The organism is Bradyrhizobium sp. CCGB12, assembly GCF_024199845.1.
Classification (GTDB): Bacteria; Pseudomonadota; Alphaproteobacteria; order Rhizobiales; family Xanthobacteraceae; genus Bradyrhizobium.
Genome location: NZ_JANADO010000001.1, coordinates 5,989,511 through 6,012,833, shown reverse-complemented (window position 1 = coordinate 6,012,833; position 23,323 = coordinate 5,989,511). Strand labels below are relative to the sequence as shown.

Here is a 23,323-nt window from a genome sequence, read left to right as displayed (position 1 = left end):
CGACTAGATGTCTTTCTGGAGCAGGCACCAGATTTTCGAGAGGAATTCCATCACCCTGATCGGCGGAATTCTCGCAGTCATCGCCATAGGCGGTCTCGTCGAAATCACGCCGCTGTTTTATCTCAAGAGCACCATCGAAGCGGTCGACGGCGTCAGGCCGTACACACCACTGGAGCTCGCTGGTCGCAACGTCTATGTCCGCGAAGGCTGCTATCTCTGCCATTCGCAGATGGTCCGTCCGTTGCGGGATGAGGTCGAACGCTACGGCCATTATTCGCTGGCGGCCGAAAGCATGTACGACCATCCGTTCCAGTGGGGATCGAAGCGCACCGGCCCGGATCTGGCGCGTGTCGGCGCGAAATACTCCGACGAATGGCACGTCACGCATCTGATGAATCCACGGGCAATCGTGCCGCAGTCGGTGATGCCGGGTTATGGGTTCCTCGCCCAGACGGAGGTCGATGTCGTGAGTACGGCAGATCATCTGCGCACCAGCCGCACCGTTGGCGTTCCCTATTCGGACGAGCAGATCACGAATGCAGTCAACGATCTGAAGGCACAGGCCGACCCCGACAATGCCGGTGTTGATGCGTTCAACAAGCGCTATCCGAGGGCTGTTGCAAGAAATTTCGACGGCAAGCCGGGCGCGCCGACTGAGATGGACGCGTTGGTCGCGTACTTGCAGATGCTGGGCACGCTGGTCGATTTCAAGCTCTACAACGAAAAAGCCAATCTTCGCTGAACCAACCTTCGTCGAGAGAGCACGATGAAAGCCATTCCAACAGTCCAGAATTTCACATCCGATTTCGTCACGACCTTCTGGACACCCATCTTTGTGGGAGTCTTCCTCGCGATCGTGGCTTACGCGTACTGGCCACGCAACAAGGCCGCATTCGACGAGGCAGCGAAAATGCCGCTGCGCGAGGAGTGGCGGGATCATGACTGAACACAGCGATTTCGACAAAGTCTCCGGTAAGACCACCACCGGACATGAGTGGGACGGCATCAAGGAACTGAATACGCCGCTGCCTCGATGGTGGGTAATCACGTTTTACCTGACCATCGTGTGGGCGGTCGGCTATTGGGTCGTTTATCCGGCGTGGCCATTGCTGTGGAGCCACACCACTGGCGTGCTGAATTACTCGTCGCGCGCGGACGTTGCCGTCGAGCGTGCAAATCTTGAGAAAATTCGCGGCAACAAGATGGTCGCGCTCGGTGCAGCGCCGTTGGCAGAGATCGAGATGAATCCAGCCTTGTTGGCGTTGGCGCGGGCACGCGGTAAGACGGTGTTCGGCGACAACTGTGCGCCTTGCCACGGCAGCGGCGGCGCCGGTGCCAAGGGGTATCCCAACCTGAATGATGACGAATGGCTGTGGGGCGGGTCGCTCGACCAGATCATGCAGACGATCCAGTTCGGTGTGCGTTCTGGGCATCCAAAGGCCCACGAAAACGCCATGTTGGCCTTTGGCAAGGATGGAGTTTTGAAGAAGGATCAGATCGTCATCGTTGCCAATTACGTCCGGTCACTGTCCGGTCTGTCGACTCACACGGGCTACGACAAGACGGTTGGCGCGACAATCTTCGCGGATAATTGTGCGGCGTGCCATGGCGACGGAGGCAAAGGGAATCAGGAACTCGGGGCGCCCGATCTGACCGACAAGATCTGGCTCTACGGCTCGGACGAGGCGACACTGGTCGAGACGATCAGCAATGGTCGCGCTGGTGTCATGCCGGCCTGGATCGGTCGTCTCGATCCCTCTACGATCAAGGCACTCGCCGTCTATGTCCACTCGCTCGGCGGGGGCAAGTAGCCGCGCGCCGGGAAGTTTGCGCGCGGCTTTTGAGGTGGATCAATTGCGGTTGCAGGGGCGAGCCTAAAGTCCACGCTGGACATGAGATCGACCGCAACGATGAACAAGCCCGCGAAACCTGCCGACCTGCTGCTTGAAGACGATGGGCCGCTTTATGTGGCGCAGAAGAAGGTCTTTCCGCAAAGCGTTTCGGGTACTTTTCGTTGGATAAAATGGGGGGTGATGGCATTTTGTCTCGGCGTCTACTACTTTCTGCCGTTCGTGCGCTGGAATCGCGGCCTCGGTGTGCCCGACCAGGCGGTGCTGGTCGACTTGCCGAACAGCCGCTTCTATTTCTTCTTCATCGAGCTATGGCCGCAGGAAGTCTACTACTTCACCGGGCTGCTAATCACCGCTGCGATCACGCTGTTCCTGATGAACTCGCTGGGCGGCCGCATCTGGTGCGGATATCTCTGCCCGCAGACGGTATGGACCGACCTGTTCTACGCCCTCGAGCGGCTGATCGAGGGTGACCGCCGCGAGCGCATGCGCAAGGACGCGGCCAGGGGCACGATGAAGCTGGACCGTTTTGCCGAGATCCTGTTGAAGCATTCGCTCTGGCTGATGATCTCGTGGTGGACCGGCGGCGCCTGGGTGCTCTATTTCAACGACGCGCCGACTCTGGTGAAACAGCTGGTGACGTTCCAGGCGCCCATGCTGGCCTACATCTGCATCACTATCCTGACGGCGACGACCTATCTGCTCGCCGGCTTCATGCGCGAACAGGTCTGCGTCTACATGTGCCCATGGCCGCGCATACAGGCCGCACTAACCGATGAATGGGCGCTCAACGTCACTTACAAATATGATCGCGGCGAAAGGCGCACGTCGCTGAAGAAGGCGAATGAGTTACGCGCGCTTGGCGAACCGGTCGGTGACTGCATCGATTGCTACCAGTGCGTTGCAGTTTGTCCAACCGGGATCGATATTCGCGACGGCGCGCAGCTCGATTGCATCCAGTGCGGCCTGTGCATCGACGCTTGCGATACCGTGATGAAAAAGATCGGCCGGGAAACCCGCCTGATCGGATATGACAACGATATCAATATTCAGCGCCGTCAGGCCGGCAAGCCGCCGGTTTATCGCATCGTGCGGCCGCGCACGATCGTCTACTCGGCCATGATCGCCAGCGTTGGCGCGTTGATGCTCTATGCGCTACTGACGCGATCGCTGCTCGACGTCAACGTGCTGCACGACCGCAATCCAATCACTGTGAAGCTGAGTGACGGGTCGATCCGCAATGCTTATACGGTTCGCCTGTTGAACAAGCGGGGCTTCGACCGCGTCATAGCGATCGATATTGACGGCCCGGTTAACGCAACGGTCCATGTCGTCGGCGTCGATTCCGTGACCCCGGAGCGGCCGATGATCATGCTGGGGCGCGATCAGACCACTGAGTTGCGGTTGCTGGTTACGGCGCCTGCCTCAAGCAATCCAGAGAGGTCGGTCCCGGTACATTTCCGCGTCACTGATGTTGGCCTCGGCGATGTGGCATCCGCCACCGATAATTTCGTGACGCCATGAGGTCCGGAAGGGATTTCAGATGAACGAGTCGCAGGCACCCAAGGCTTTCACCGGACGCAAGGTGTTTTTCATGCTGGTCGCGTTCTTTGGCGTCGTGGTCGGAGTCAACCTCGTCATGATGCGGTTTGCCATCCAGACGCTACCGGGCACCGAGGTCGACAGCGCCTATAGCGCAAGCCTCGCCTATGAAAAGCAGATCACGGCGGCCCGCGATCAGAACGCGCGTAACTGGAAAGTCGATGCGCATGTTGAGCGCAGCGGCCTGGGCGGCGCGACGCTGCAGATCGAAGCGCGCGATAGCAGCGGCCGGCCGATGTCGGGGTTGACGTTTCAGGGGCGGTTCGAACGGCCCACCGACCGGCGCGCCGATTTGCCTGTGACCCTCGCCGAGGTGGAGATCGGCATCTATCGGGGAAGCGCGCGGGCGATTGCGCCGGGGCAATGGGATCTGGTGCTCGAGGGGGTTTCTGCAGGGCAGCGGATGTTCCTGTCGAAGAATCGCGTTCTACTGAACTAGGAAGGCAACGTCATGCAGGCGGCGCGAGACTTTTCACACTATGTCAGGGACCTGGATTCCGGGGTGTCGCATATCGATCTTGCGGTCGAAGGCGTGAGTTGTGCCGGCTGCATGTCCAAGATCGAACGCGGTCTTTCCGCGCTTCCGGATGTCACGCTGGCGCGCGTCAATTTAACCGACCGTCGAGTAGCGTTGGAATGGAAGCAAGGGGCACACGATCCGACCCGCTTCATCGATCGGTTGGCTGAACTCGGTTACAAAGCTTATCCGTTCGAACAACTCCGTGCCGAAGCGCTCGAGACTGAGCAGGCGACTTTTCTGCTGCGTTGCCTCGGCGTCGCCGCCTTTGGCGCGATGAACGTGATGATGCTGTCGGTTCCGGTATGGTCCGGCAACGTCACCGACATGATCCCGGAGCAGCGCGACTTCTTCCACTGGCTGTCGGCGCTGATTGCATTGCCGGCGATAGCCTATGCGGGACAGCCGTTCTTCGGGTCAGCCTTACGCGCGCTGCGGGCGCGCAGCACGAACATGGACGTACCAATCAGTATCGGTATCGTGCTGGCGCTTGCGATGTCGGTGGTTGAAACCATCCACCATGCCGAGCACGCCTATTTCGACGCGGCGCTGATGCTGCTCGCCTTCTTGCTCGCCGGCCGCTACTTGGACCAGAGCATGCGCCGCAAGACGCGCGCGGTCGCCGGAAACCTCGCGGCGCTGAAAGCGGAAACGGCGACAAAATTTGTCGGCGCGGACGAGATCAGCGAAGTACCGATTGCCGCGGTGCAGGCCGGAGATGTCGTCTTGCTGCGTCCCGGTGAGCGCTCGGCCGTCGATGGCTCCGTGATCGAGGGAGAGTCCAAGATCGACCAAAGCCTGATCACCGGCGAAACATTGCCGGTGAAGGCCAATTCGGGTACCGCTGTCTATGCGGGGACGCTCAACCTTTCCGGTGCATTGCGCGTGCGGGTGTCCGCGGCATCCGAGGGCACGTTGCTGGCCGAAATCAGCCGACTGCTTGAGAACGCCGTACAGGCGCGATCCCGATATGTGCAGCTCGCCGACCGGGCGTCGCGGCTCTATGCCCCCGTCGTGCATGCGGCGGCACTTCTGACCATGCTGGGTTGGGTGGCATTCGGCGCCAGTTGGCACGACGCCATCGTCACGGCGATCGCGGTTCTCATCATCACTTGCCCCTGTGCACTGGGACTGACGATACCTGCGGTGCAGACTGTGGTCTCGGGCGCCCTGTTCCGCTCCGGCGTGCTGCTCAATTCGGGTGATGCTATCGAACGGCTGGCCGAAGTCGACAGGGTCGTATTCGACAAGACGGGAACGCTCACCTTGCCTGAGCTCGACGTCACCAATGCGGTGGAAATTTCGGAAGCCGAATTCGCGCTGGCCGGCCGTGTCGCTCTTTCCAGCCATCATCCGGTCGCTGCCGCGGTCGCCCGGGCGTCGGGTGCAAAGAATCCGTTAGCCGGGATTGAGGAAGTCGCAGGTCAAGGCGTGCGGGGCTATGTCGGCGAGCTTGAGGTCAAGCTGGGCCGGCCTCCGTTCTGCGGCGCGGATCGCCCTGCCAACGAAATCCTGTGCAGGGATCCCGAAGCCTCCGTCGTTGCCTTCCGTCATGGGGAGGTCTGCCATGTCTTCGCGGTCCGACAACGCATGCGCGCGGATGCAGCCACCGCGGTGACGGCGCTTGCACGAGCGGGGGTCGCCGTTGAGATTCTCTCCGGCGATCGTGAGACAGCGGTGCGACACGCTGCTCAGTCACTCGGAATTCACGAATGGCGCGCCGGTGTCACACCCGCCGACAAGATCGCGCGGATCGATGAGCTGAAGCGGCAGGGCTTGAAGGTCATGATGGTAGGCGACGGCATGAACGATGCGCCAGCGCTGGCGGCCGCGCATGTGTCTATGTCTCCTGTGAGTGCCACCCATTTGAGCCAGGCCACGGCCGATCTGGTTTTCCTTGGCGACCGCCTAGTTCCCGTGGTCGCTGCTATCGGCTTTTCGCGCAAGGCGCTCCGGCTGATGCGGCAAAATCTATGGCTGGCCGTGGGATACAACTTCCTTGTTGTGCCAATAGCGATTGCGGGCCTGGCGGCGCCGCTGGTTGCTGCTGCGGCGATGTCGGGCTCATCCCTGCTGGTAATACTGAACGCCCTTCGCGCGCATCGCGGTGTGAAGGAGTTGAGCTAATGGAAATTCTGGTAATCTTGGTTCCGCTGGCGCTGGCGCTCGGCCTGCTCGGCCTTGTCGCATTCCTTTGGTCGCTCAAGAGTGGCCAGTACGATGATCTTGAAGGGGCGGGGTGGCGTGCGATTGTCGATGACGACGTCTGCGACGAGAACCCAGCACTTTGATCGTCAATAAGGCCATGGGTGCAATAGCGTCCATTGCCCACGATCGACCTCTTCAACGAGGTGGCTCATCAACTCCCCCAATCGGAGAATAATAAGGCTGCCCCGCATTTCTCCAGCAGCTTAGCGGAGGTTGATCGAAGGTCTGCCTTGTCTTGCGTCAAAAGCTGGCTTGGACGCCCACAGTTTCTAGGGCTTTCCCAGATGCTCAAGGACTGCTGTTTCGAGGACCTTCGGGCCGGGGGGCAGAGGATTGCGCACGACCGCCTATTTGGTCGGCACTTTGAGAGCGTCGCGATTTCCGGTCAAATCAGGGATTTGCGAATTGTAGACAACCAATTCGTCCACAAGGGTGACATTTTGTAAATCATCGACCCCTTCGATTTTTGTCGCGCTGGGTGCGAACAAGGCCACTCTCCAGCAAAGGATGGCGGATTGACGGCTATTTCGAAGAGACGAAACCGGCACTGCTGTGCGTTGGTGACCGCGCCGAGGCAACACTGATGGGCTACTCCACGCCAATCATAGGCCACATCTAACGCAGCCGCCTCCTCGCAGGGGGTTGCCCAACGTCGATCGAGTTTACACCTGGGTGCGTTTGGCGCAGCGCGTGCCGGTCCGGATTGCGATCGACAAGGTGGTGCCGCCCACAGTCCCACTTGTATCCGGCCTGACCGCGACCGTCACGATCCGGAACGGCAAGGACGAAACCCTCTTGCAAAGAGTTCGCGCGGGACTCACGACGAGCCTTTATTGATCGGCGAAGCTTCGGCTCGGCGAGCCTGCATTCCCGACCCTTCGTCGCCGCGACCGTAGAAATGCAAGCGACGGCGCCCAACTTTCATGAGTGCGGCGCCGTTAACTCGTCGGGAGGGGAGGTTGGCCTGCTTCATCCGAAGTCGTCGCTGCCGACGATTTCGTGTGGCCGCCCCGCGAGATCGGTCGCGAACCAGATCAAAGGTGATCCCTTGGCGGCATCGGTAAATGGCGCCACGCTCGTTTTCCCATCAGCCCGACGTTTCCATCACTCCGCGGCACCAGGGACACGACTGCCGCCGTCTCAAGGCCGAAACAGGGGATCGATTCCCCTAGGGAGCGCCAGCGGCTCTAGAAGCGTTGAGATTTCAGAAACATCCACAAATCAAAAGCTTTGCTACCCTTGACTGGTAGCAAATGATGGTAGCTTTTGATGCGCGCGATGCCTTATCTGATCAAGAATTCTGCTGGTGTCTGGTGCGTTCAACGGAAGGTGCCACAGAAGCTTGAGGTCGCCGTGGCGCGCGTGGTAGGCGCCAAGAAGAACAAGCAAGCCTATCTCAAGAAGTCTCTCGGAACGAAAGACCGGCGCGAGGTCAGTCGAAGGGCGGTGCACGTCCTTGCAGATTTGGACCGTACGCTGCGAGAAGCTGAAGCGCTGATCAAGCGGGAGCCAAAGCAACCAAAGGCGCCGCTCCGCGACACCCTCAATGATGCCGAGATAAAGCGGATGGCGGAATACGTGTACGCCAAGACGCTGGCATGGGATGAGCGCTGCCGCTATCGGGCCACGACGAAGCTCTTGGAGATTGCTGCGGAGCACGGCATCACTCGAGCCAACGTGCTCGAAAACTTCAAGTTCGAGTTCGTGATGCCTTCCGAGCTGATCAGGCTGACCCAGCCTTCCATGCCGACACCGAACACACCGAGGGTCGCAAAGCTGCGGAGTGATGTCGCCGAACTGAACGCGTTCTTCGCTAAGCAGACGCTTACACCTCCGACGATTAAGCACCTCGGGTGGATACGAATGTTTCACGGGTACACCAAGGGTTACCAATGGAATAAGGGCGGTCGCCTCTATTCCCAGCCTCAGGGACAGGCCTAACGTAGAACAAATGTTGAGGCTGGCGGGTCTCTCGGCTCAGGGAGGCCTCCGCACGGCCCCTTGGGCAGTCGAGGTCGTCCGGCCTTGTGCTGGATCGACCTGTAGGGCCTGACGGTGACTCGGGAATCGCCTGTGGAGGCGTGCGGCGACTTGGGTGGCGGCGCCCCAAACGGCCACCAGCGGACTCCTCAGAGTCCTGTAGAGCCACGACACCACAGATTTCGCGGAGACGGCGACACAGGTTCCGGATGTGGCATTAATGTGACTGGGGCGAGCGTAACAAAGCGGTGGGGCGTATTCAGCCGGCGTGCGTCTCTCTAACCCCGTGGAGGCCCATAGGAAGCCCGAGGGACTTGTTTGGCCCAGCCTGAGCAGGTCCACCCGCGTGCGAGCAATCGCACAAGTGACTCTCGTAGAGTCTCTTGCGGGCATCGGGAGGTGGCCTGTGGTCGCAACTCGGTCTCGTTAAGGACCTTCGGTTTTCGCGGGGATTGGGCGGTTCGCGGCAGCGGCTTGCATATGAATAAGCGACAAACAAGCTGCTAACCTTGATGGACGGTCCGAACCTCTTGGCTCTTTTGACCATGCATGGCTACGACTCTAAAATCGAACCCGCTGCTGATCCTGGCGGTGGAGTTGAAAGGGGTAACTAAGGCTGTGGAAGTCAACAAGCTTGATAAGGTAGCGGGAATTCCGCTGATCGAAATCCGCAATTTCCTTCGCCACTATCGGAACGGCGCAAGCTTCACCGTTGCCGAGGTGGAGACTGAGCTTGGTGTCCCTAGAACTCAAGCCGAGTTGGTCACACGAGCCATCGTCGACGCGGGATTTGCCGAGCCAAGAGCAGAACAAGATAGATCAGCATCGAAGTCAGGCTACTCGGTTACGAAACTCGGCTCCCGGCTATGCGTGGCCCGCTTCGTAAAGAGGATTCCGCGGGCGAGGGCGGACGACCTAGTCACACAGATGCTGGAGCGTGTTGCTGAAATCAATGCGCGAGACGAGCTTGTCTTCCGGGTCAAGCGGGTGCGCGCGTTCGGATCATATGCGAGTGAAGCCCCCGAAGTAGGTGACATCGACTTGGCTGTGGATTGGGAGCAGCGCCACCCCGATAGAGACATCATCGAACAACTGTTGGCCCGTGCGGATGCCTCTGGGAAGAGCCTCAACACCTACATGGCCCGACTGAATTACGGTGAGGTGGAGGTCGATAGGTTGCTCAAGGGGCGCAGTCCCTATATTTCCATACAGGGCGCGAATTGTCCCGAGAAGTTTGGGATATCAGCTATCGTGCTCTTTCCGCCGCCCGATCAGGCCCCCTGACTCCCAGTGTGCGAGTTACTGCTGCTGTCAGCCGGGCAACGGCAGCGGCTTTATCTCAAGGAACTTGAGTCAGCCCGCCAACTCGTTCGGTTTGGGCCCAAGTGGCGAAAGGGGACCCTTCGTTCTCGCGCTCGGAAAAGCTAATCCTGTGTAGCCGTCCGAATGTCGTGGAGGACTGCAAGGGTCATGTCGCTTACGTTATCGCCACGCATGTTGCGTGTCATCGAGGAGTTGGCAGTCGATTGGCGCCGCCTGGATCAGCGCATCAATGGCCTATCTGAAGAGATCGAAACTCTTGCCCGTCAAGATCAGGCATGCTCGCGCCTGATGACGGTGCCTGGCATCGGGCCAATTATTTCGAGCGCCATGGTGGCCGCGATCGGCACTGGAGACCTATTCTCCAAAGGCCGCGACTTCGGCGCCTGGCTTGGACTGGTGCCCAAACAGATCTCGACGGGAGACCGTACGATCCTTGGCAAAGTCTCGAGGCGTGGCAATCGCTACCTGCGCGTTTTATTCGTGCAAGCGGCATGGGTCGTGCTGGTCAGAATAAAAAACTGGGAACGTTACGGGTTTACGTCCTGGATCGAAACCGCCAAGAAGCGGCTACACCACAATGTGCTCGCAATCGCGCTCGCTAACAAACTTGCCCGCATCGCCTGGGCGGTGCTGGCCAAAGGACGCGCCTTCGAGATGACGAGGATCGGCGATGCAGACGCCCGACCTGCCTGATCCTCGCGCCGTGCTCGGCGCTGTCAAGGCGCGGCCTGGCGACGTCCAGTCAGCCGTAAGCCAAGAGCGACGGCCGGCCTTGACCGCACCTGTGCGCGACGCGATCGACGTTCTGCGGGCCGGGACAAAGGAACGGCCCTTTAATCCGAACAAAGGAACTACGCAATATCAGGAGCAGGCGATGACATAGCCGCATCAACGGTCTCCAGCCGAGGTCTGCGAGAAGACAAGACAAAATGGAGGATCGGTCTTCCGAGCGTGTGCGAACACTGATGACCTTAATGGCCCGTTCGAGGCCTGTAGACTAATCAGAACGCACGCGCGCTGATATCCATGATGGCCCGGAGCACAACGCTCCAATCAGGCCGGATACATTGATGCAAGACCGTCGCCGCCAATTCGACGAATCTTCTCGCAACGCGCGGCCGGACCATACATTGGTCAAATCCTCGGGCCGCCTCTCAAACTACACAAGGCGGCCGCCGCCGGAGAGATACGTAAAGCCGAGTTGTGCTTGTTTTTCAGTATCTTCCTGTGTCGCGCTTCGTCTCCCTAGGGAGCGCGAGCGGCTCTAGAAGCGCTGAGATTCAGTGGCTTCGTGCACCGCACTTTGTCTCCGCCACAAAACACCACGGCACCGAGCTAGTTGCTATGTAAAGCATGCTCGATGGTGTCGCTTCAGGGGAGTTTCTTCAAACGAAAGCTGCACGAAGCTACCGAACACAACGTGCTAATTATTCTCGCACCAAGGACACGATCTGATCGCAATCAATTTTCTTGTCGACAATCTTTTCGCCCTGACAAATTTGATTTCGCGCTCGATTAATAAATGTCTGGAAATCGAAATCTGAAGCCTTTAATTGAGCTAGTTCCTCGGGGCGCATTTGGAATAGCTTATAGACAATGGCGGATCGGAAAGCCTCCCCGATTGAAAGCTCCTCGAATGGCTTTAGAACGGTCGTGTTGCTAAAGCTCTGCGCTCCAGTGAATTGAATCCAAGCCACTTTTGGAAGTGCCTTTTCGTCAATCAGGCCGCCTCCATACTGCAACCATGCTTGGATTGAGTTAGCAAAACCCGTCGGTTGTTCCCTGAAGAATCTTAGCGATGACAGATCGCCTCCCCCCAACACTTCTTCCACAATCTGCCTGACATTTGTCGGCAGAACCCATGGGCGACCCTCGAGCTTTATCACGGCACTAAAGCTGGCGACGAAGGGTTGGGCGGCCGCCTGTTCTTGTTCCTTCGTCGTCTGACATTGAGTAAGCGCAGTTGTCTTGTTTGCCTCGCAAGCTAATTTGTTTACCGACTTTTCGGCTTCGCACTGCAACCTGGCGCTGGTCTTTTGATACTCGCAGGTAGTCCTCCTTGCAGCATTTGAAGCTTCGCAAGCGGGATCATTGATGCAAATTTTTCCACCGGGAAACTTCGCGATGCATTGTCGACAATTAGCTACTGGCATCGAACAGTCTGTCGTCTGGCTGCAGTCCCGAGAAGGGTTGCACTCTTGCGAGGTGCTGCAGGACCGAAAGTAACCTTGCGTCGGGACTTGGAAGCCGAACCTTTCTATAAATTCTTGCGCCTTGGCTGAACCGCAACAAATTAATAGCAGGAGGACGCCAACGAGACCCTTCATCGGATTACTCCGCAAAGCCTCAGTTCCTTTTGGGCTGCCTCAAGATCACGTTGGGCTTGCCCCATACTATCTTTTATTCGAGATAGGTCTTTCGATAAATCGCTCAACATTCCCGCAAGTTCCCCGTCCAAATCAGACAGATTACTTTCGGCGTTCTTGAGCGACACCTTTCCCTCAAGAGCTTTGATCATGAAGCGGACCCGTTGCAGTGTCGCTTCCTGTTTCGACGAACCGTCCTTTTGTTGATTGAACAGTGATAGGGTTGAATTGCCTCGTTCTATCAGCGGCTGTATGTCTGATCTGCAGGACAGCACTGTCACCTGATGCCGCATGTCCAAATATTGAAGGATGCCATAAACCGCTGCGATCAATACCAAAGGCACGATTGCTTGTAGAGCGATGCGCCGCAAATTATACGGTCCACTTAGCCCTTCCGCAGTTAAGCGAGCGGTAGGATAGACTCTCTGAATGGCTTGGGCGCCGATGATGTGGCCGATATTACTTTCAGGCGTTACTCTTGCCACCATGCCGAGAATAGCTGACGTTCTTTGAGATACAGCTGGACTGCCACTAAAGCCCGGGCGAAGAAAAGGGCTAGATCCCGACGGCTCAATCTGGAAATAGCCGCCATCAACACCTTCATCAATAATTCCCTTGGCCACTTCGAACGGGCTGTCCAGTGCAGTGCAACGATATGCCGCAAATGGAAGGCCCTTCTTGGCCTCTGACATGCGAGGCGCCGCAATTCTTTGAGGAGCCGAGGCAGCTAGCCGCAAAATGCAAATGTCGTTGCATTCCGTATCATTGCCCGGCGGATACCATTCTTTGACCGAAGCTTTTCGCTCGTCCTTCGAGTAGAAGCGGAGGGTCACGCGGTCTTCAGGCTTGGGCTTGTCGAGAGATGCTAGGCCTCGTCCGAGCGTCTCGTTGACTACATGCGCGCAGGTGATTGCCGTATCCGAATCAACCAGGAATGCCATTCCGTGCGGACGGCCATGTAGATCGACCAATACTGCTATCCAAGAGACCTTCGTGTTATCCAAAACGCCACCAGAGTATGAAAGTAATGATGCGTCTTCGAAATGAGCTGATCGATTAGGAGGATAATCGAAGCCTACGTTGGCGCCTGCACGAGGCCTCTTCCAACGTCGTCGTTCGCGAACTCCTCGCTCCTTTGTGCATAAAATCGGAGGTTATCGAGAACATCTCCGATGGCCAGGTCGCCGTCGTTATCCTGTAACGATTTTTGGGCCCACAAGGCAGCTATCCCCGCAACGTGAGGCGTTGCCATGCTTGTCCCGGATAGCGCTTTCAGGCCTCCTTCAATTGCCGCTGACCAAATTCCAACACCCGGAGCAGCGATTCCGGCTTTTGAATTCGAAAAGGATGCTACTTTGTAAGGCCGGTCCTTATTGCCGGTTTTCTGCACAGCGCCGACTGCAAGTATCCCATCGGCGGCAGCCGGCGGGCCTTTTGCAATAATATAATTGCTCGATACATCGCGGCGGCTGTCATTGCCTGTGGCGGCCACTATTAGCGCTCTTCTGTTTAAGAACTCGCCAGAATTCACCAATTCAGCGACTTTGTCGAACAAGCGGACGTTGTTGCGATAACCCTCAAGAGCGAGAGAAGTGGCGACCTTGGTAGGATATTTAGCTTCGACAAGAGCGGCCTGAACTCCGGGGAAATCCAGTCCCAGAGACATCGAAATAATGTTGGCTTTGTTCGTCACCGCCTACTGCAATGCGTCGAAGATTGCTTCGGTTGATCCCGATCCCGATTGCCCCAAAACCTTTCCAACCAAAAGCTTTTTTATGCCACGTGCTATGCCTATCCGCGTTCCGTTGACATCTCGTCCACAAATGGTGCCCGCGCAATGAGTGCCATGTCCATTTGCATCGCCCGCGCCCTCGCCCGTGAAGTCCTTTTCGCAAATATCAATACCTTCAAATGCGGGATGGCAACGATCTATTCCCGTATCGAGGATTGCGACGGTAATGCCACTACCATCAAACGGAGACCGGCTTGCTGCTGTCGCTTCAATGCCCCAGCTAATAGGCGGCGCGGAGGGATTCGAAGACTTCGAGAACTTCCGCGGCTGGATAAGTTTTATCCCAAAGCTAGGCGCTTCCATTCTGACTTTATTCTGCCGACGAAGTGTAGATAGCGCTGGGTCCTTCTCGTCAAATGCGGCAAAGGACGGCCTGCCGGAAGCCTCATGACCCGCACTAACTGCCACGCTTGGGTCAGAGCTCGACGCGATATACATCGTGATGATGCGGCGATTTAGCATGCATCCAACCCGTCAGAGCGTGTCGCTCTATTGCATATCGGCTTCTTGAAATTCTTCGATCATATCTCTTGGCGGCCAAGTATTGCAACCTCAACGATAAGGTTGAAGGGTGACATGGGATCGCAGTGTCCAAGACGGTCGCATCCCAACCCGCCGCGCACAAACTCCTTGGTGATGCAATAAGTCAGGGAAGGACCCGCTGTTTCATTTGACCTATCTAGGAGTTACCTCGGCTCCTGCCTTAAGCCCAATTTGTGGCGCATCGCCAAAGGGGTCGCGAACTTTACCGTCTGCTCGTATGGAAAAGGATCTGTCTTCGGATGAGACATTTCCGGCTTCATGAAACACCTAATCTTGGAGCCCTTTCAAACCCCGGCAGCTTCCGCCAGTGCGGAAATCGCGAGGGCGGCTCGCGAGGCGAGCAGAATAACAAGTCGATTAAAGATGGGTGGTCAGCATGACGGCCCAACGATGAGCCATTGAAGGTGGTAGCAGGTAGTGGTAGCAATGGTGAAGCAGCCAAGCCGATTTGTGCTGATTTTAAAAGGCTTTCTTGGAGCGCCCATCGTCTCCCCTAGGGAGCGCCAGCCAATCCTAAGTCATTGAAGAGCTGAAAACTCTAAGCAATCATGAGCTTAGAGAAGCCGCCTGCTACACAAGCGTAGCCCACAAAGGTGGTCCACAATGGCGGTTTCGACCTACATGTAGCGGCGAGCATCCGGCACCTACGAGTTCCGAAAAAGGCTCCCTGAAGCTCTGGCTGAGAAGTCAGTACCGCCTCATATGCGGGATGGTTTTGGCGATTTGATCAATACCAAGACTGGGCGTTTCAAACGCGAACTTGTTCGGTCTCTCCAGACTAAGGATTTGAAAGAAGCAAAGAGTCGGGACCACCGGGCGGCGTACAAGTGAGCAAACTGTTTGATGAAGCCGTCAGCGCACTTTCGCCGCACAACGCTTCTGGGGATGTACCTCCGGTCCTCGACCTGGAGGAGCTTGAACGTGAGGTGTTCGCCGAGCTTCTGGGCGGCACCCACTCCATGGACTCCGTCAGAGCACCCTAGAGGTCACGATCTGATGGATTTTGAGCAGAGGTGCAGGCGGCGCAAGGGGAGCCAACGAGGATGCCGAACAGAGAACGACTAAACCGCGCAAAGTTGGCAGAACGAGGGGGCATTTGCGAGCCGCGCAGCAGCTGGATATCGGTACGCTCATCGACGAGCTGATGGCTGGGCGGCAGCAGTATACGAATAAGTAATCTAGTGCATCGGCTACGCACAGACCGAAACGAGAGCAGGGCATTCGACTCGAACACAGCTACTCGGATGCGGAAGACGCTAAAACCAAAACCCAGGCATTCGCCTGTCCAGGCCAAAATAGGTAGGTACGGCCAGTTGTTGTCTTGACCGTCTTATTCTCCTTTCCATCGTGGTACGAGACCGAAACCATCTCACCGCATTTTGCACACGAAAAGTCTATCGACTGCTTAGGTTCAATCGATAGGGTTTGCCATGCAGACTGCCCGTTCCAGTAAGAAAACACTAAGGTGTAAGGACCGGGATTCCTGATGCGAATATCACCAGGCTTAGGTGGGGAGTTCAAAATAAGAGACGGAGGAGCTAACTGAGCTATTCCTCCTTCCCGAGGACCGATCGGCGGCCTCGGCGTTGCAGAATCCCCAGCGACGGCATGCGTCACCAGTCCTATTGCGAGCAGAAAGTAGGCCGGAATCCTCGCGCTGACCTTCATGCTGCGCTCCTAACTTCTTCGGTATTCGGACGCTTTCCCGATGATGGGGGAGCAGTGCTTTGTTGAGAATCACTTGGGTCAGGAGCAGCCGCAGATTGGGCAAAACGGCCGAGCATGTACCCGATGATCGTTCCGAACAGTCCAAAGGCGGGTGCAATCTGTTCATTGCTGTAGCCGACTGTCACCAAGATGAGAGTCCCGGTGATGACCGTAAGAATGATTACCGGGCGGGCAATGTCGTCAGGCCGAGCATTGGTAGCTTTCCGTAGTGTAAAGATAAGTGCGCAGATAATCGCCAGGCCAAGAATGCCGATCAAGCAAGTCAACCAAAACTCGTAAGGAGTCTTCGACGAAAAGAATCCAGCGAGAGTAGCCCCTGAACTCAGGGGATTCTGGAGTATGGGTGGAGGAGGTATAGATTCCTCGCAGGCACTTGGTGAAATCAGGCAACTCCACGTGCCCATGGCCAAAAGGAGTTGGGCTGAATTCTTTCTATAGTCCTTGCACATAAGACGCTCCCTCGCGCGCTGAAGCCTCGAACGTTTGCCCACCTAATGACAACGTATATCCCTTATCCAAGGCCGCACATCGCTGCCCCGGAGATCCATGGTCATCCGGCGACGCGTTCTCGTAAGCGCCCAAGGCAATGAATGCTCTCAGTACATCGCGCATAGCGCCGGGATCGGATCCCATTTTTTTAGCCAAATAGTATCCGGCGAGGACGTCTGCATGAAGCTCGCGCAAACGTTCCGTTGAGCCGCTCAAACGATCATAATATCTCTCAGCCGAGAAGAACTGGAATATGTGACCGCACTCGTGTGCTAACACGCAGGCTACCGTGATGCCTCCTTGGCTCGGCTTGAGAAGCTCATTAACCAACCTGAGTCCGATTAAAACAGTCCCCTTTGTTCCATGGACGATAGTCTCAGGCGTGGCCCCTGCGTTCCTGGCGTTGACAAACTTGAAGCCAGGGTCGATGGGAATCACCGTGATGATGCGCTTCAATTCTGCTATCAGCGCTCGATCAAAGGCCGGATCACCCGATTTGGATTTCATGTCATTGTAATCGGACGGCGGACTTTGAGAAACGCAGGCAACGCGAGTGCTATCGATCGCATGGGAAGCGGTTTGGCTTGACATCAGGATCGAAATCGACCCGACGATCAGGGCGCGTCGCGAGCATGCAACACACATGGCGATATCTCTTAATGCTGCGGCTCAATACTACTTAAACGCGGCAACCGGAGCGGGGGTCATAGCCGCCGGACAATCTCCAAGTCCCTTATAGCAATCCAAAACGCTGACCGCGGATTTGCTCGTTTGAATCACAACAGGAGGCGGATTCACAACGGTAGGTGGAGCCCTGCCAACCGTTTCACTCGACGAAGCGTCATTCTTTCGGTCGGTGTTGGATCTAAAGCTAGAGAGCATCGCTGGAGGAATTGCTTGGTACTCGGGAGGCCGATCCTTGCTCATCCAAACGGAAAATCCGCGTATCTCTGATGGCTGGTTCGTTGGCGTTACGACATCGGCGCGGACATAGACAGCGGCTTTCCCCTCAAATGCAGCAATCACGAACCAAGCGTTTTCAACGAAGCGCTGATATGCGACCTTCCTGTCATTGATTCTGAGGAGCCTATCAAAGAGCTCTTTGAGCGACACTTCGGTCCCGAACCGCAGGGTCTCAACAACGAGCCCATTTTTCTTGCTGTACCAGTGGTTGCCCCATTTCGTCTCTGTTGGTCCCTGCACCAAGCCCAAGGGAATACCGACTGATACCCCTGCTGCATTGTCTGTAAACTGCTTAAACCCCGCTTGAGTACGACGAGCTCGCCCTTCCCGCAGAAGTTGGTCTTCTTCCAGTGAAGTCAGCTGGCCTGTTACTGGATGCCCGATGCTAGCCTGGAAATTCTTAATAGCCGCAAGCGTGCCTTCACCGACTTTTCCGTCAACAAGGCCCTCGTAGTAGGTCGTCCAAATCAGGGCTTCTTGTTGCTTTCGAATTTGGGAGGCTGTTGGGGATTGCGCAAATGCTGATCCGGTGCAGAGCGACGCAACCGCTGCAGCTATTAATGTGGTGTGGATCGCATTCTGGATGCTGGATATAGTCCGTCCGCACATACTCATATCTTCCCTCCGGAAGAAGCGCGTCCGACTTAGTACGAGCAAAGGTAGTGCTCGCTAGAGAGCGAGAATATGAACTAGTTCACATTAGGAGGAAAGCATGGCCAAAAATTGCAAACCACTGCCGCTAACCCAACTTCTGCTTCCGGCGGTGACGCGCGAAAACTATGTTCATTGGGAACGGGTTTTTCGAGCGCGGCATGGAGGCGAATGCGCATTTGCGGCGGTGCCGGTTGTGGTCGTGACGAAGCCAGAGACGTTATTTTGCATGGGAAACTCGCCCGAACAGGCTTTCCAGAGATCTAGGACGCTATCTGTTCATTGCCCCTTGGCCGGAAGCTGGGCATCCGAAACGTCTGTGAAGACGGCGCGTAACAAGGTCAATGAGTTCGTGCGTGAGGTGGTGAAGGATAATAACGTTGATCCGAGCAACGGCTGACGCCAACGCTTCAAGACTGTCGGCATTGATCAGGGCGTTGAGATGTGCGTGCTGGATGCCATTCCGGGACATGCGCCGCGCAATGTCTCAGAGGGGTATGGTGAAGTGACCACTAAGGCGAACGCCATCGCTCGGTTTCCGGCCATCGATGTCGCATGAGCCGCCACGAGCTGACTAAACCCTTTGGAGCCCGCAAGGGCCGCGCCGACCCGCTCTCGCGTTCGCGAACTCAGGAATGTTGCTGATCCGCTCATCGAGGTAGCTTTGTGCAACAACCTTGAAGTGAGGACGCTGCGGGCGGCGGCTTCAGTCTTCCAACTTAACGACCTCCCGATCGAGGTCCTGTCGCGGATGACGGATGATGATAAGCAAGTAATCGAACGGGATTGGAAAACCCAGCCGGCGCTACGGATGATGATAGAGATGAGGCAGCTTGGCTGCTGATACTCCGTGGCGGTCCGCTAGGGAAGAAAGCCGGATTCGCCCTAATTGAGTCTGCCGCAGCGGGTGGGTCAATTGAAGCGATAGGAGACCTCTATTTTCTGGCAGAGATTCTCCATGATGCGACGGAAGCGGATGCCGCGAAGCGTTTTGCCGAGGCGGCAGCAGAGAGAGGTGATCCCAAGGCGCAGAATATTCTCGGCATCATGTATTTTCGAGGCTTCGGCGTCTCAAAGGACTACGCAAAGTCTTTTGTCTGGCTCAAGAAATCCGCGGAAGCGGGAGACGAATTTGGCCAGCTAAACTTGGCAGACTCGTTTGAAAATGGGGACGGCGTCGCTCCCGACCAGCGGGAGGCGGTGGTTTGGTACGTCAAGGCCGCCGCCTTGCAAGACAACTCCAATGCAACACGACGGCTGCAAATCCTTTACAAGTCCGACCTCGCCATTTTTCTTAGGACCACGAGCTTTTCTGCGCCTTGGCGGTCATCTGGGACTAATACGCCCACGTCCCGCGGGACGGCGCTTCAAAACTCTGGCATTGGCGCTGCTGCGCCCAGAGGGCGCGGCGGGAGCGGTCTTGTACGGCAAACTGTGGGCAATTCGGCCGATGAGTTGTCTCAGCCACCGGTGGGCGGCGGAATGATGGGTCCGGTTTGTCCAGGTCATGCCTATCTGAAACGGCTCGGGGAAGGGACACGATCTCGCGACGACTGATTCGGCGATGTTCGAAGCGATGCGGCTTGGCACCGTCGAAATCAGATCCGTTGCGGGGAGAATGTGCGTGAGATCGGAAATGCTCGGTATCGCGACCACCTGGGTGAGCGATAAACCACGTTCATCGAGTTCTCTGAGGTACCCTGACCGCCAGGTGCCGCCATAGGTGACGACAGCGTGGCTCGCGTTGACATAGTCATTCACCCGCAGCCCTCTGCCGGCGAGCCGATGGCCGCGATGCATGACGCATACATAGTGGTCGTCCAGCAGGTAGCGATGATAGAAGCTCTCCTCATGCACGTCGTAAGGCCCGACGAGAAGATCGGCTTCACCGCTTTTCAGACACGCCGTGCCTTTGGCCCGCGCCGTCTTGATTTCCAACACCAGTCGCGGCGCCAGGCGCCTGACCTCCGCGATGGCGCGCGGCAGAATGATCGAGCGTTCGTAATAATTGCAGGCGATCGTGACCCGCCCGGACGCGCTGGCCGGATCGAAATTCGTAGGCTGCACTAGGCACTCGTAGGCTTCGAGCATGCGGCTGGCACATTCGACGATTTCAGCGCATCGCGGCGTTGGCGCGATGCCGCCGCGCTGGCGCACGAATAGCTTGTCGTTGAACGCCGCGCGCAGCCGGTCGATCGTGTAGCTGATCGTCGATTGGTTCGTGCCAAGCGCGTTGGCGGCTTTCGAAAACGAACCCAGTTCCGAGACCAGGCGCAAGGTACGGATCGCGCCAAAATCAATCGCAAGTGGATCCCAGTTCTTTGCCATCTCTTCAGGATCCTCCTGGCGGAAAACTGCAACACCCTATCGAAAGAGTAGATAACGGATATCAACTCTGTCCGATTGTCCGAGAGCTATTGCCAACGCAATCTGCTCGAAAATGGGAATTTAGACGGCGGGCTCGTGATCATCGCCAAAACCTTGGAGATAGCTGCCCCATGAACGCAGCCAAACCTTTTCCGCTCAACGCCTGGTACGCGGCCGCGTGGTCCCACGAGATCGCCAGAGAGCTGTCCGCTCGCACCATCTGCGGCCAGAAAATCGTGCTCTACCGCCGCATCGACGGCCTCATCACAGCGCTAGAGGATGCCTGTTGGCACCGGCTGCTCCCATTGTCTCTCGGACACCTGAAGGGCGACGACGTCATGTGCGGCTATCACGGGCTGGTCTTCAGTTCGGCCGGGCGCTGCTCCTACATGCCCGCGCAAAAGTCGATCAATCCGTCAGCCTGTGTGCGCGCCTATCCGGTCGCTGAGCGGCATCGCCTGGTATGGCTGTGGCCTGGGGATCCAGCGCTCGCGGACCCTGCCAAAATTCCGGATTTCCATTGGAACGACGGAAAGCAATGGGTCGGAGCGGGCGGCACGTTCTATCAGCTGAAATGCGATTATCGCCTGGTGATCGACAACCTCATGGATCTCACACACGAGACCTACGTGCACGCCGGCAGCATCGGCGACGAGGCGATCACAGCCGCGCCCTTCGATGTGACACACACCGATGACACCGCAACGATGACGCGCTGGATGATCGACATCGAGGCGCCTCCGTTCTGGGCGCGCCAGCTTGCTCGGCCGGGCCGTGTCGATCGCTGGCAGGTCGTGACCTTCCAGGCACCCTCGGTGGTCGTTGGTGACGTCGGGGTGGCACTGACAAATACGGGAGCTCCGCAAGGCGACCGCTCGCAGGGCGTCAGTGGTGCGTTTTTGGCGGCGATCACGCCCGAAACTGAGGCAACCTGCCACTATTTCTGGAACTTCGTCCGAGATTATCGGAAGGATGATGCGCAGCTGACGAAAGAGCTTCAGCTTGCCCACGTCAATGGGGGGGCAGGCGTCTACGATCAGGATCACAGAGTATTGGAGGCACAGCAGGCCGCCATCGACAAGAACCCGCGCAAGCCCTTCTATGACCTGAACATCGATGCCGGCGCCCTATGGGCACGACGATTGATCGACCGGATGATGACCAACGAACAGGCCAATGTCATTGCAAACGTTGCGTCCGAGTGAGCGAAAAATGATGGCCAAGCCGATCGAATGGACTAGCGCACGCCTTTGTGCCACGCGCGAACTCACGCCTGACGTCAGGCTCTTCGACGTCGCTCCAGACCGCCTGTTGATGACGGCAACGCCCGGCAGTCATATCGACGTCCTCGTGCCAATCGACGGTCGGCTGCAGGTTCGCAGCTATTCGTTGGTGAGCCATTCGGCGGACGGGCTCTATCGCATCGCCGTCAAGCGCCTCGCATCGAGCCGCGGCGGATCTGTCGGCATGTGGCGCCTCAAGGCGGGTGAGCGGCTCACGGTCTCCCAGCCAAGGAACAGCTTCGAATTGAGCTACGGCCGGCCGGAATATTTGCTGCTGGCCGGCGGCATCGGTATCACGCCGGTCTACCCTATGGCGCTGGCGCTGAAGCAAGCGGACGCGAATTTTCGTCTGCTCTATGCCGTGCGCAGCCGTCGCGACCTAGTCCTCGCGGACGACCTTGCCCGCTATATCGGTGAACGCCTTCGGATCTTCATAAGTGAAGAGGGGCAACGCATCGACATTGCCGACGAAATTGCCCAACTCGACGCGCGTGGCGAGCTCTATATGTGTGGCCCGTTCGGGATGTTGCAGACCGTCAAGCGCCTGTGGCGCGAGGCGGCCCGACCCGAAGCGCACCTTCGCTATGAGATGTTCGGCCATGCGAGCAACATTGCAGACACGTCGTTCAAGATTAGGATTCCCCGATTGAGTCTCGAAATTGACGTTCCTGCCAATCGCTCCATGCTCGAGGCGCTCGAAGATGCTGGCGTCGACATGATCTTTGGTTGTCGGCGCGGAGAATGCGGCCTCTGCGTGCTGCCGATCTTAGAGGCGTCGGCCGAGGTCAATCATCGTGACGTGTTCTTCAGCAGTGAAGAGCGGGCGACGAACAGCAAGCTCTGCACCTGCGTGTCGCGCGCGGCGAGCGGTAGCCTAACGCTCGATACGCCCGATCGGACGCGGATCCTGCGTAATGGCAGCGACGCAAGCGCGGTGTAAGTTCGCAAAGCCGCCGCTAGGCCTCGCGCCACGAACGCGCCGCCAGTCACGGCGCAGGAATTCTCTCGGCAGCGGCCTTGCAACCGCGACTCACTCGCCTGGCAATCGCCTGGAGCAGTATCGCTGTCTGGAGCGGTCCTCGGCAGACCAAACTGCGATTGCCTGCCTCCAAGCCCAGTGTGGATCCGAAGTGATGAGCTATCGAGCGCGCTTTGACCGCCGATTCTTCATCAGTTGCCACATCGTACGCACCTGCCTAATGAAGCTCGAATGCTTCCTGGAGAAACAACTCTTCTGGTTGTTCTATCTCGAGACAATCCGGTTTCTGGGCTGCGGCGTGTTCGATGAGCACAATTCATGGGACTTGCCCCTTATGAAGACGACAGCAGGGACGAGAAGCGATTTGTGAGTCCGGTCAAAGGGGCCAACATGCAGTTCATGCCGACCGAGATCGCCGAGCAACAGATCGGTCTGACGCTTCATCGCGCGCGATATCTCTTCATCCGCCAGCAGACTGCGTTTCAATTCAATCGCGCCTATCTTTCTGAGTTCGGCTTTGTCGCTCCGGTCAGTTGCCTGAGTGTCGAGCAGTTAATCTGGAAGTAGTCGCTGATCCAGCTGACCGCCGGCTCCCGGAGGTGGTCCGCTCATATCTTGCAGCTCTCGGCGGTCAGTTGCGGACCCTGAAGACCCGAATCCAGGAGTTCGAGCGACGCATCAT

21 protein-coding genes and 5 pseudogenes are annotated in these 23,323 nt (G+C 57.4%); 19 read left to right on the top strand and 7 right to left on the bottom strand.

Going from position 1 to position 23,323, the window contains the following annotated elements; translation table 11 throughout:
- Positions 1-7 precede the first annotated feature (7 nt).
- The 12 genes and pseudogenes from ccoO to NLM27_RS27395 all read left to right on the top strand — a co-directional run.
- Positions 8-742 carry a cytochrome-c oxidase, cbb3-type subunit II gene (ccoO, locus tag NLM27_RS27445; protein WP_254146258.1) on the top strand — a complete coding sequence of 245 codons (735 nt, stop codon included), beginning with the start codon at positions 8-10 and terminating at the stop codon, positions 740-742.
- Between the two features lie 24 nt (positions 743-766).
- The gene (locus NLM27_RS27440) at positions 767-946 is read left to right on the top strand and encodes a cbb3-type cytochrome c oxidase subunit 3 (RefSeq protein WP_254146257.1); all 180 of its coding nucleotides are present in this window, start codon (positions 767-769) and stop codon (positions 944-946) included.
- A complete protein-coding gene (gene ccoP, locus NLM27_RS27435) occupies positions 939-1,811 on the top strand; it encodes a cytochrome-c oxidase, cbb3-type subunit III (RefSeq protein WP_254146256.1) in 873 nt (290 codons plus the stop codon). The genes NLM27_RS27440 and ccoP overlap by 8 nt, the downstream gene beginning before the upstream one ends.
- Before the next feature lie 99 nt (positions 1,812-1,910).
- The gene (gene ccoG, locus NLM27_RS27430) at positions 1,911-3,374 is read left to right on the top strand and encodes a cytochrome c oxidase accessory protein CcoG (RefSeq protein ID WP_254146255.1); all 1,464 of its coding nucleotides are present in this window, start codon (positions 1,911-1,913) and stop codon (positions 3,372-3,374) included.
- A gap of 19 nt (positions 3,375-3,393) precedes the next feature.
- Entirely contained in the window at positions 3,394-3,891 is a 498-nt protein-coding gene (locus NLM27_RS27425; RefSeq protein ID WP_256570030.1) for a FixH family protein, read from the top strand.
- A 12-nt stretch (positions 3,892-3,903) separates the two neighbouring features.
- Positions 3,904-6,096 carry a heavy metal translocating P-type ATPase gene (locus tag NLM27_RS27420; protein ID WP_254146254.1) on the top strand — a complete coding sequence of 731 codons (2,193 nt, stop codon included), beginning with the start codon at positions 3,904-3,906 and terminating at the stop codon, positions 6,094-6,096.
- Positions 6,096-6,260: a cbb3-type cytochrome oxidase assembly protein CcoS gene (gene ccoS / locus NLM27_RS27415; RefSeq protein ID WP_254146253.1), complete on the top strand. Its 165-nt coding sequence runs from the start codon at positions 6,096-6,098 to the stop codon at positions 6,258-6,260. The genes NLM27_RS27420 and ccoS overlap by 1 nt, the downstream gene beginning before the upstream one ends.
- A gap of 201 nt (positions 6,261-6,461) precedes the next feature.
- Positions 6,462-6,623 (top strand): biotin/lipoyl-binding protein, encoded by a 162-nt coding sequence (locus NLM27_RS44175; RefSeq protein WP_375142328.1) that lies wholly within the window; start codon positions 6,462-6,464, stop codon positions 6,621-6,623.
- 41 nt (positions 6,624-6,664) lie between these two features.
- Positions 6,665-7,014, top strand: a pseudogene (locus NLM27_RS44170) (HlyD family secretion protein); the annotation flags it as partial.
- Between the two features lie 441 nt (positions 7,015-7,455).
- Positions 7,456-8,118: a DUF6538 domain-containing protein gene (locus NLM27_RS27405; protein ID WP_254146251.1), complete on the top strand. Its 663-nt coding sequence runs from the start codon at positions 7,456-7,458 to the stop codon at positions 8,116-8,118.
- Positions 8,119-8,706: 588 nt separating this feature from the next.
- Complete coding sequence (locus NLM27_RS27400) at positions 8,707-9,441, top strand: hypothetical protein (protein WP_254146250.1); 735 nt, start codon at positions 8,707-8,709, stop codon at positions 9,439-9,441.
- Positions 9,442-9,639: 198 nt separating this feature from the next.
- Positions 9,640-10,173: pseudogene (locus NLM27_RS27395) on the top strand (IS110 family transposase); the annotation flags it as partial.
- A 734-nt stretch (positions 10,174-10,907) separates the two neighbouring features.
- On the opposite strand, the gene NLM27_RS27390 reads toward NLM27_RS27395, so the two are convergent.
- The 3 genes and pseudogenes from NLM27_RS27390 to NLM27_RS27380 form a co-directional block, all read right to left on the bottom strand.
- Positions 10,908-11,807 carry a hypothetical protein gene (locus NLM27_RS27390; protein WP_254146249.1) on the bottom strand — a complete coding sequence of 300 codons (900 nt, stop codon included), beginning with the start codon at positions 11,805-11,807 and terminating at the stop codon, positions 10,908-10,910.
- A complete protein-coding gene (locus NLM27_RS27385) occupies positions 11,804-12,817 on the bottom strand; it encodes a serine protease (protein ID WP_254146248.1) in 1,014 nt (337 codons plus the stop codon). The genes NLM27_RS27390 and NLM27_RS27385 overlap by 4 nt, the downstream gene beginning before the upstream one ends.
- Positions 12,818-12,921: 104 nt before the next feature.
- Positions 12,922-13,941: pseudogene (locus tag NLM27_RS27380) on the bottom strand (S8 family serine peptidase).
- An 882-nt stretch (positions 13,942-14,823) separates the two neighbouring features.
- Here NLM27_RS27380 and NLM27_RS43855 point away from each other — a divergent pair.
- Positions 14,824-15,012: pseudogene (locus NLM27_RS43855) on the top strand (DUF6538 domain-containing protein); the annotation flags it as partial.
- Positions 15,009-15,164: a hypothetical protein gene (locus NLM27_RS27375; protein WP_254146247.1), complete on the top strand. Its 156-nt coding sequence runs from the start codon at positions 15,009-15,011 to the stop codon at positions 15,162-15,164. The pseudogene NLM27_RS43855 and the gene NLM27_RS27375, both read left to right, overlap by 4 nt.
- A 681-nt stretch (positions 15,165-15,845) precedes the next feature.
- On the opposite strand, the gene NLM27_RS27370 is transcribed toward NLM27_RS27375, so the two are convergent.
- The 3 genes from NLM27_RS27370 to NLM27_RS27360 form a co-directional block, all read right to left on the bottom strand.
- On the bottom strand, positions 15,846-16,166 hold the full coding sequence (locus tag NLM27_RS27370; RefSeq protein WP_254146246.1) for a hypothetical protein: 321 nt from the start codon (positions 16,164-16,166) through the stop codon (positions 15,846-15,848).
- A 175-nt stretch (positions 16,167-16,341) separates the two neighbouring features.
- Positions 16,342-16,905 carry a hypothetical protein gene (locus NLM27_RS27365; RefSeq protein ID WP_254146245.1) on the bottom strand — a complete coding sequence of 188 codons (564 nt, stop codon included), beginning with the start codon at positions 16,903-16,905 and terminating at the stop codon, positions 16,342-16,344.
- A gap of 168 nt (positions 16,906-17,073) precedes the next feature.
- The gene (locus NLM27_RS27360; protein WP_254146244.1) at positions 17,074-17,976 is read right to left on the bottom strand and encodes a peptidoglycan-binding protein; all 903 of its coding nucleotides are present in this window, start codon (positions 17,974-17,976) and stop codon (positions 17,074-17,076) included.
- A gap of 97 nt (positions 17,977-18,073) precedes the next feature.
- On the opposite strand from NLM27_RS27360, the gene NLM27_RS27355 reads away from it, so the two are divergent.
- A complete protein-coding gene (locus NLM27_RS27355; protein WP_254146243.1) occupies positions 18,074-18,412 on the top strand; it encodes a hypothetical protein in 339 nt (112 codons plus the stop codon).
- A gap of 386 nt (positions 18,413-18,798) precedes the next feature.
- Positions 18,799-19,233: pseudogene (locus tag NLM27_RS44165) on the top strand (tetratricopeptide repeat protein); the annotation flags it as partial.
- Between the two features lie 105 nt (positions 19,234-19,338).
- On the opposite strand, the gene NLM27_RS27350 reads toward NLM27_RS44165, so the two are convergent.
- Positions 19,339-20,340 (bottom strand): LysR family transcriptional regulator, encoded by a 1,002-nt coding sequence (locus NLM27_RS27350; protein WP_254146242.1) that lies wholly within the window; start codon positions 20,338-20,340, stop codon positions 19,339-19,341.
- A 170-nt stretch (positions 20,341-20,510) separates the two neighbouring features.
- Here NLM27_RS27350 and NLM27_RS27345 point away from each other — a divergent pair, with 170 nt between their 5' ends.
- From NLM27_RS27345 to NLM27_RS27335, 3 genes are all read left to right on the top strand, one after another.
- The gene (locus NLM27_RS27345) at positions 20,511-21,584 is read left to right on the top strand and encodes an aromatic ring-hydroxylating dioxygenase subunit alpha (protein ID WP_254148946.1); all 1,074 of its coding nucleotides are present in this window, start codon (positions 20,511-20,513) and stop codon (positions 21,582-21,584) included.
- A 7-nt stretch (positions 21,585-21,591) separates the two neighbouring features.
- Positions 21,592-22,602 (top strand): PDR/VanB family oxidoreductase, encoded by a 1,011-nt coding sequence (locus tag NLM27_RS27340; protein ID WP_254146241.1) that lies wholly within the window; start codon positions 21,592-21,594, stop codon positions 22,600-22,602.
- A 357-nt stretch (positions 22,603-22,959) separates the two neighbouring features.
- Complete coding sequence (locus NLM27_RS27335; RefSeq protein ID WP_254146240.1) at positions 22,960-23,208, top strand: hypothetical protein; 249 nt, start codon at positions 22,960-22,962, stop codon at positions 23,206-23,208.
- Positions 23,209-23,323 lie beyond the last annotated feature (115 nt).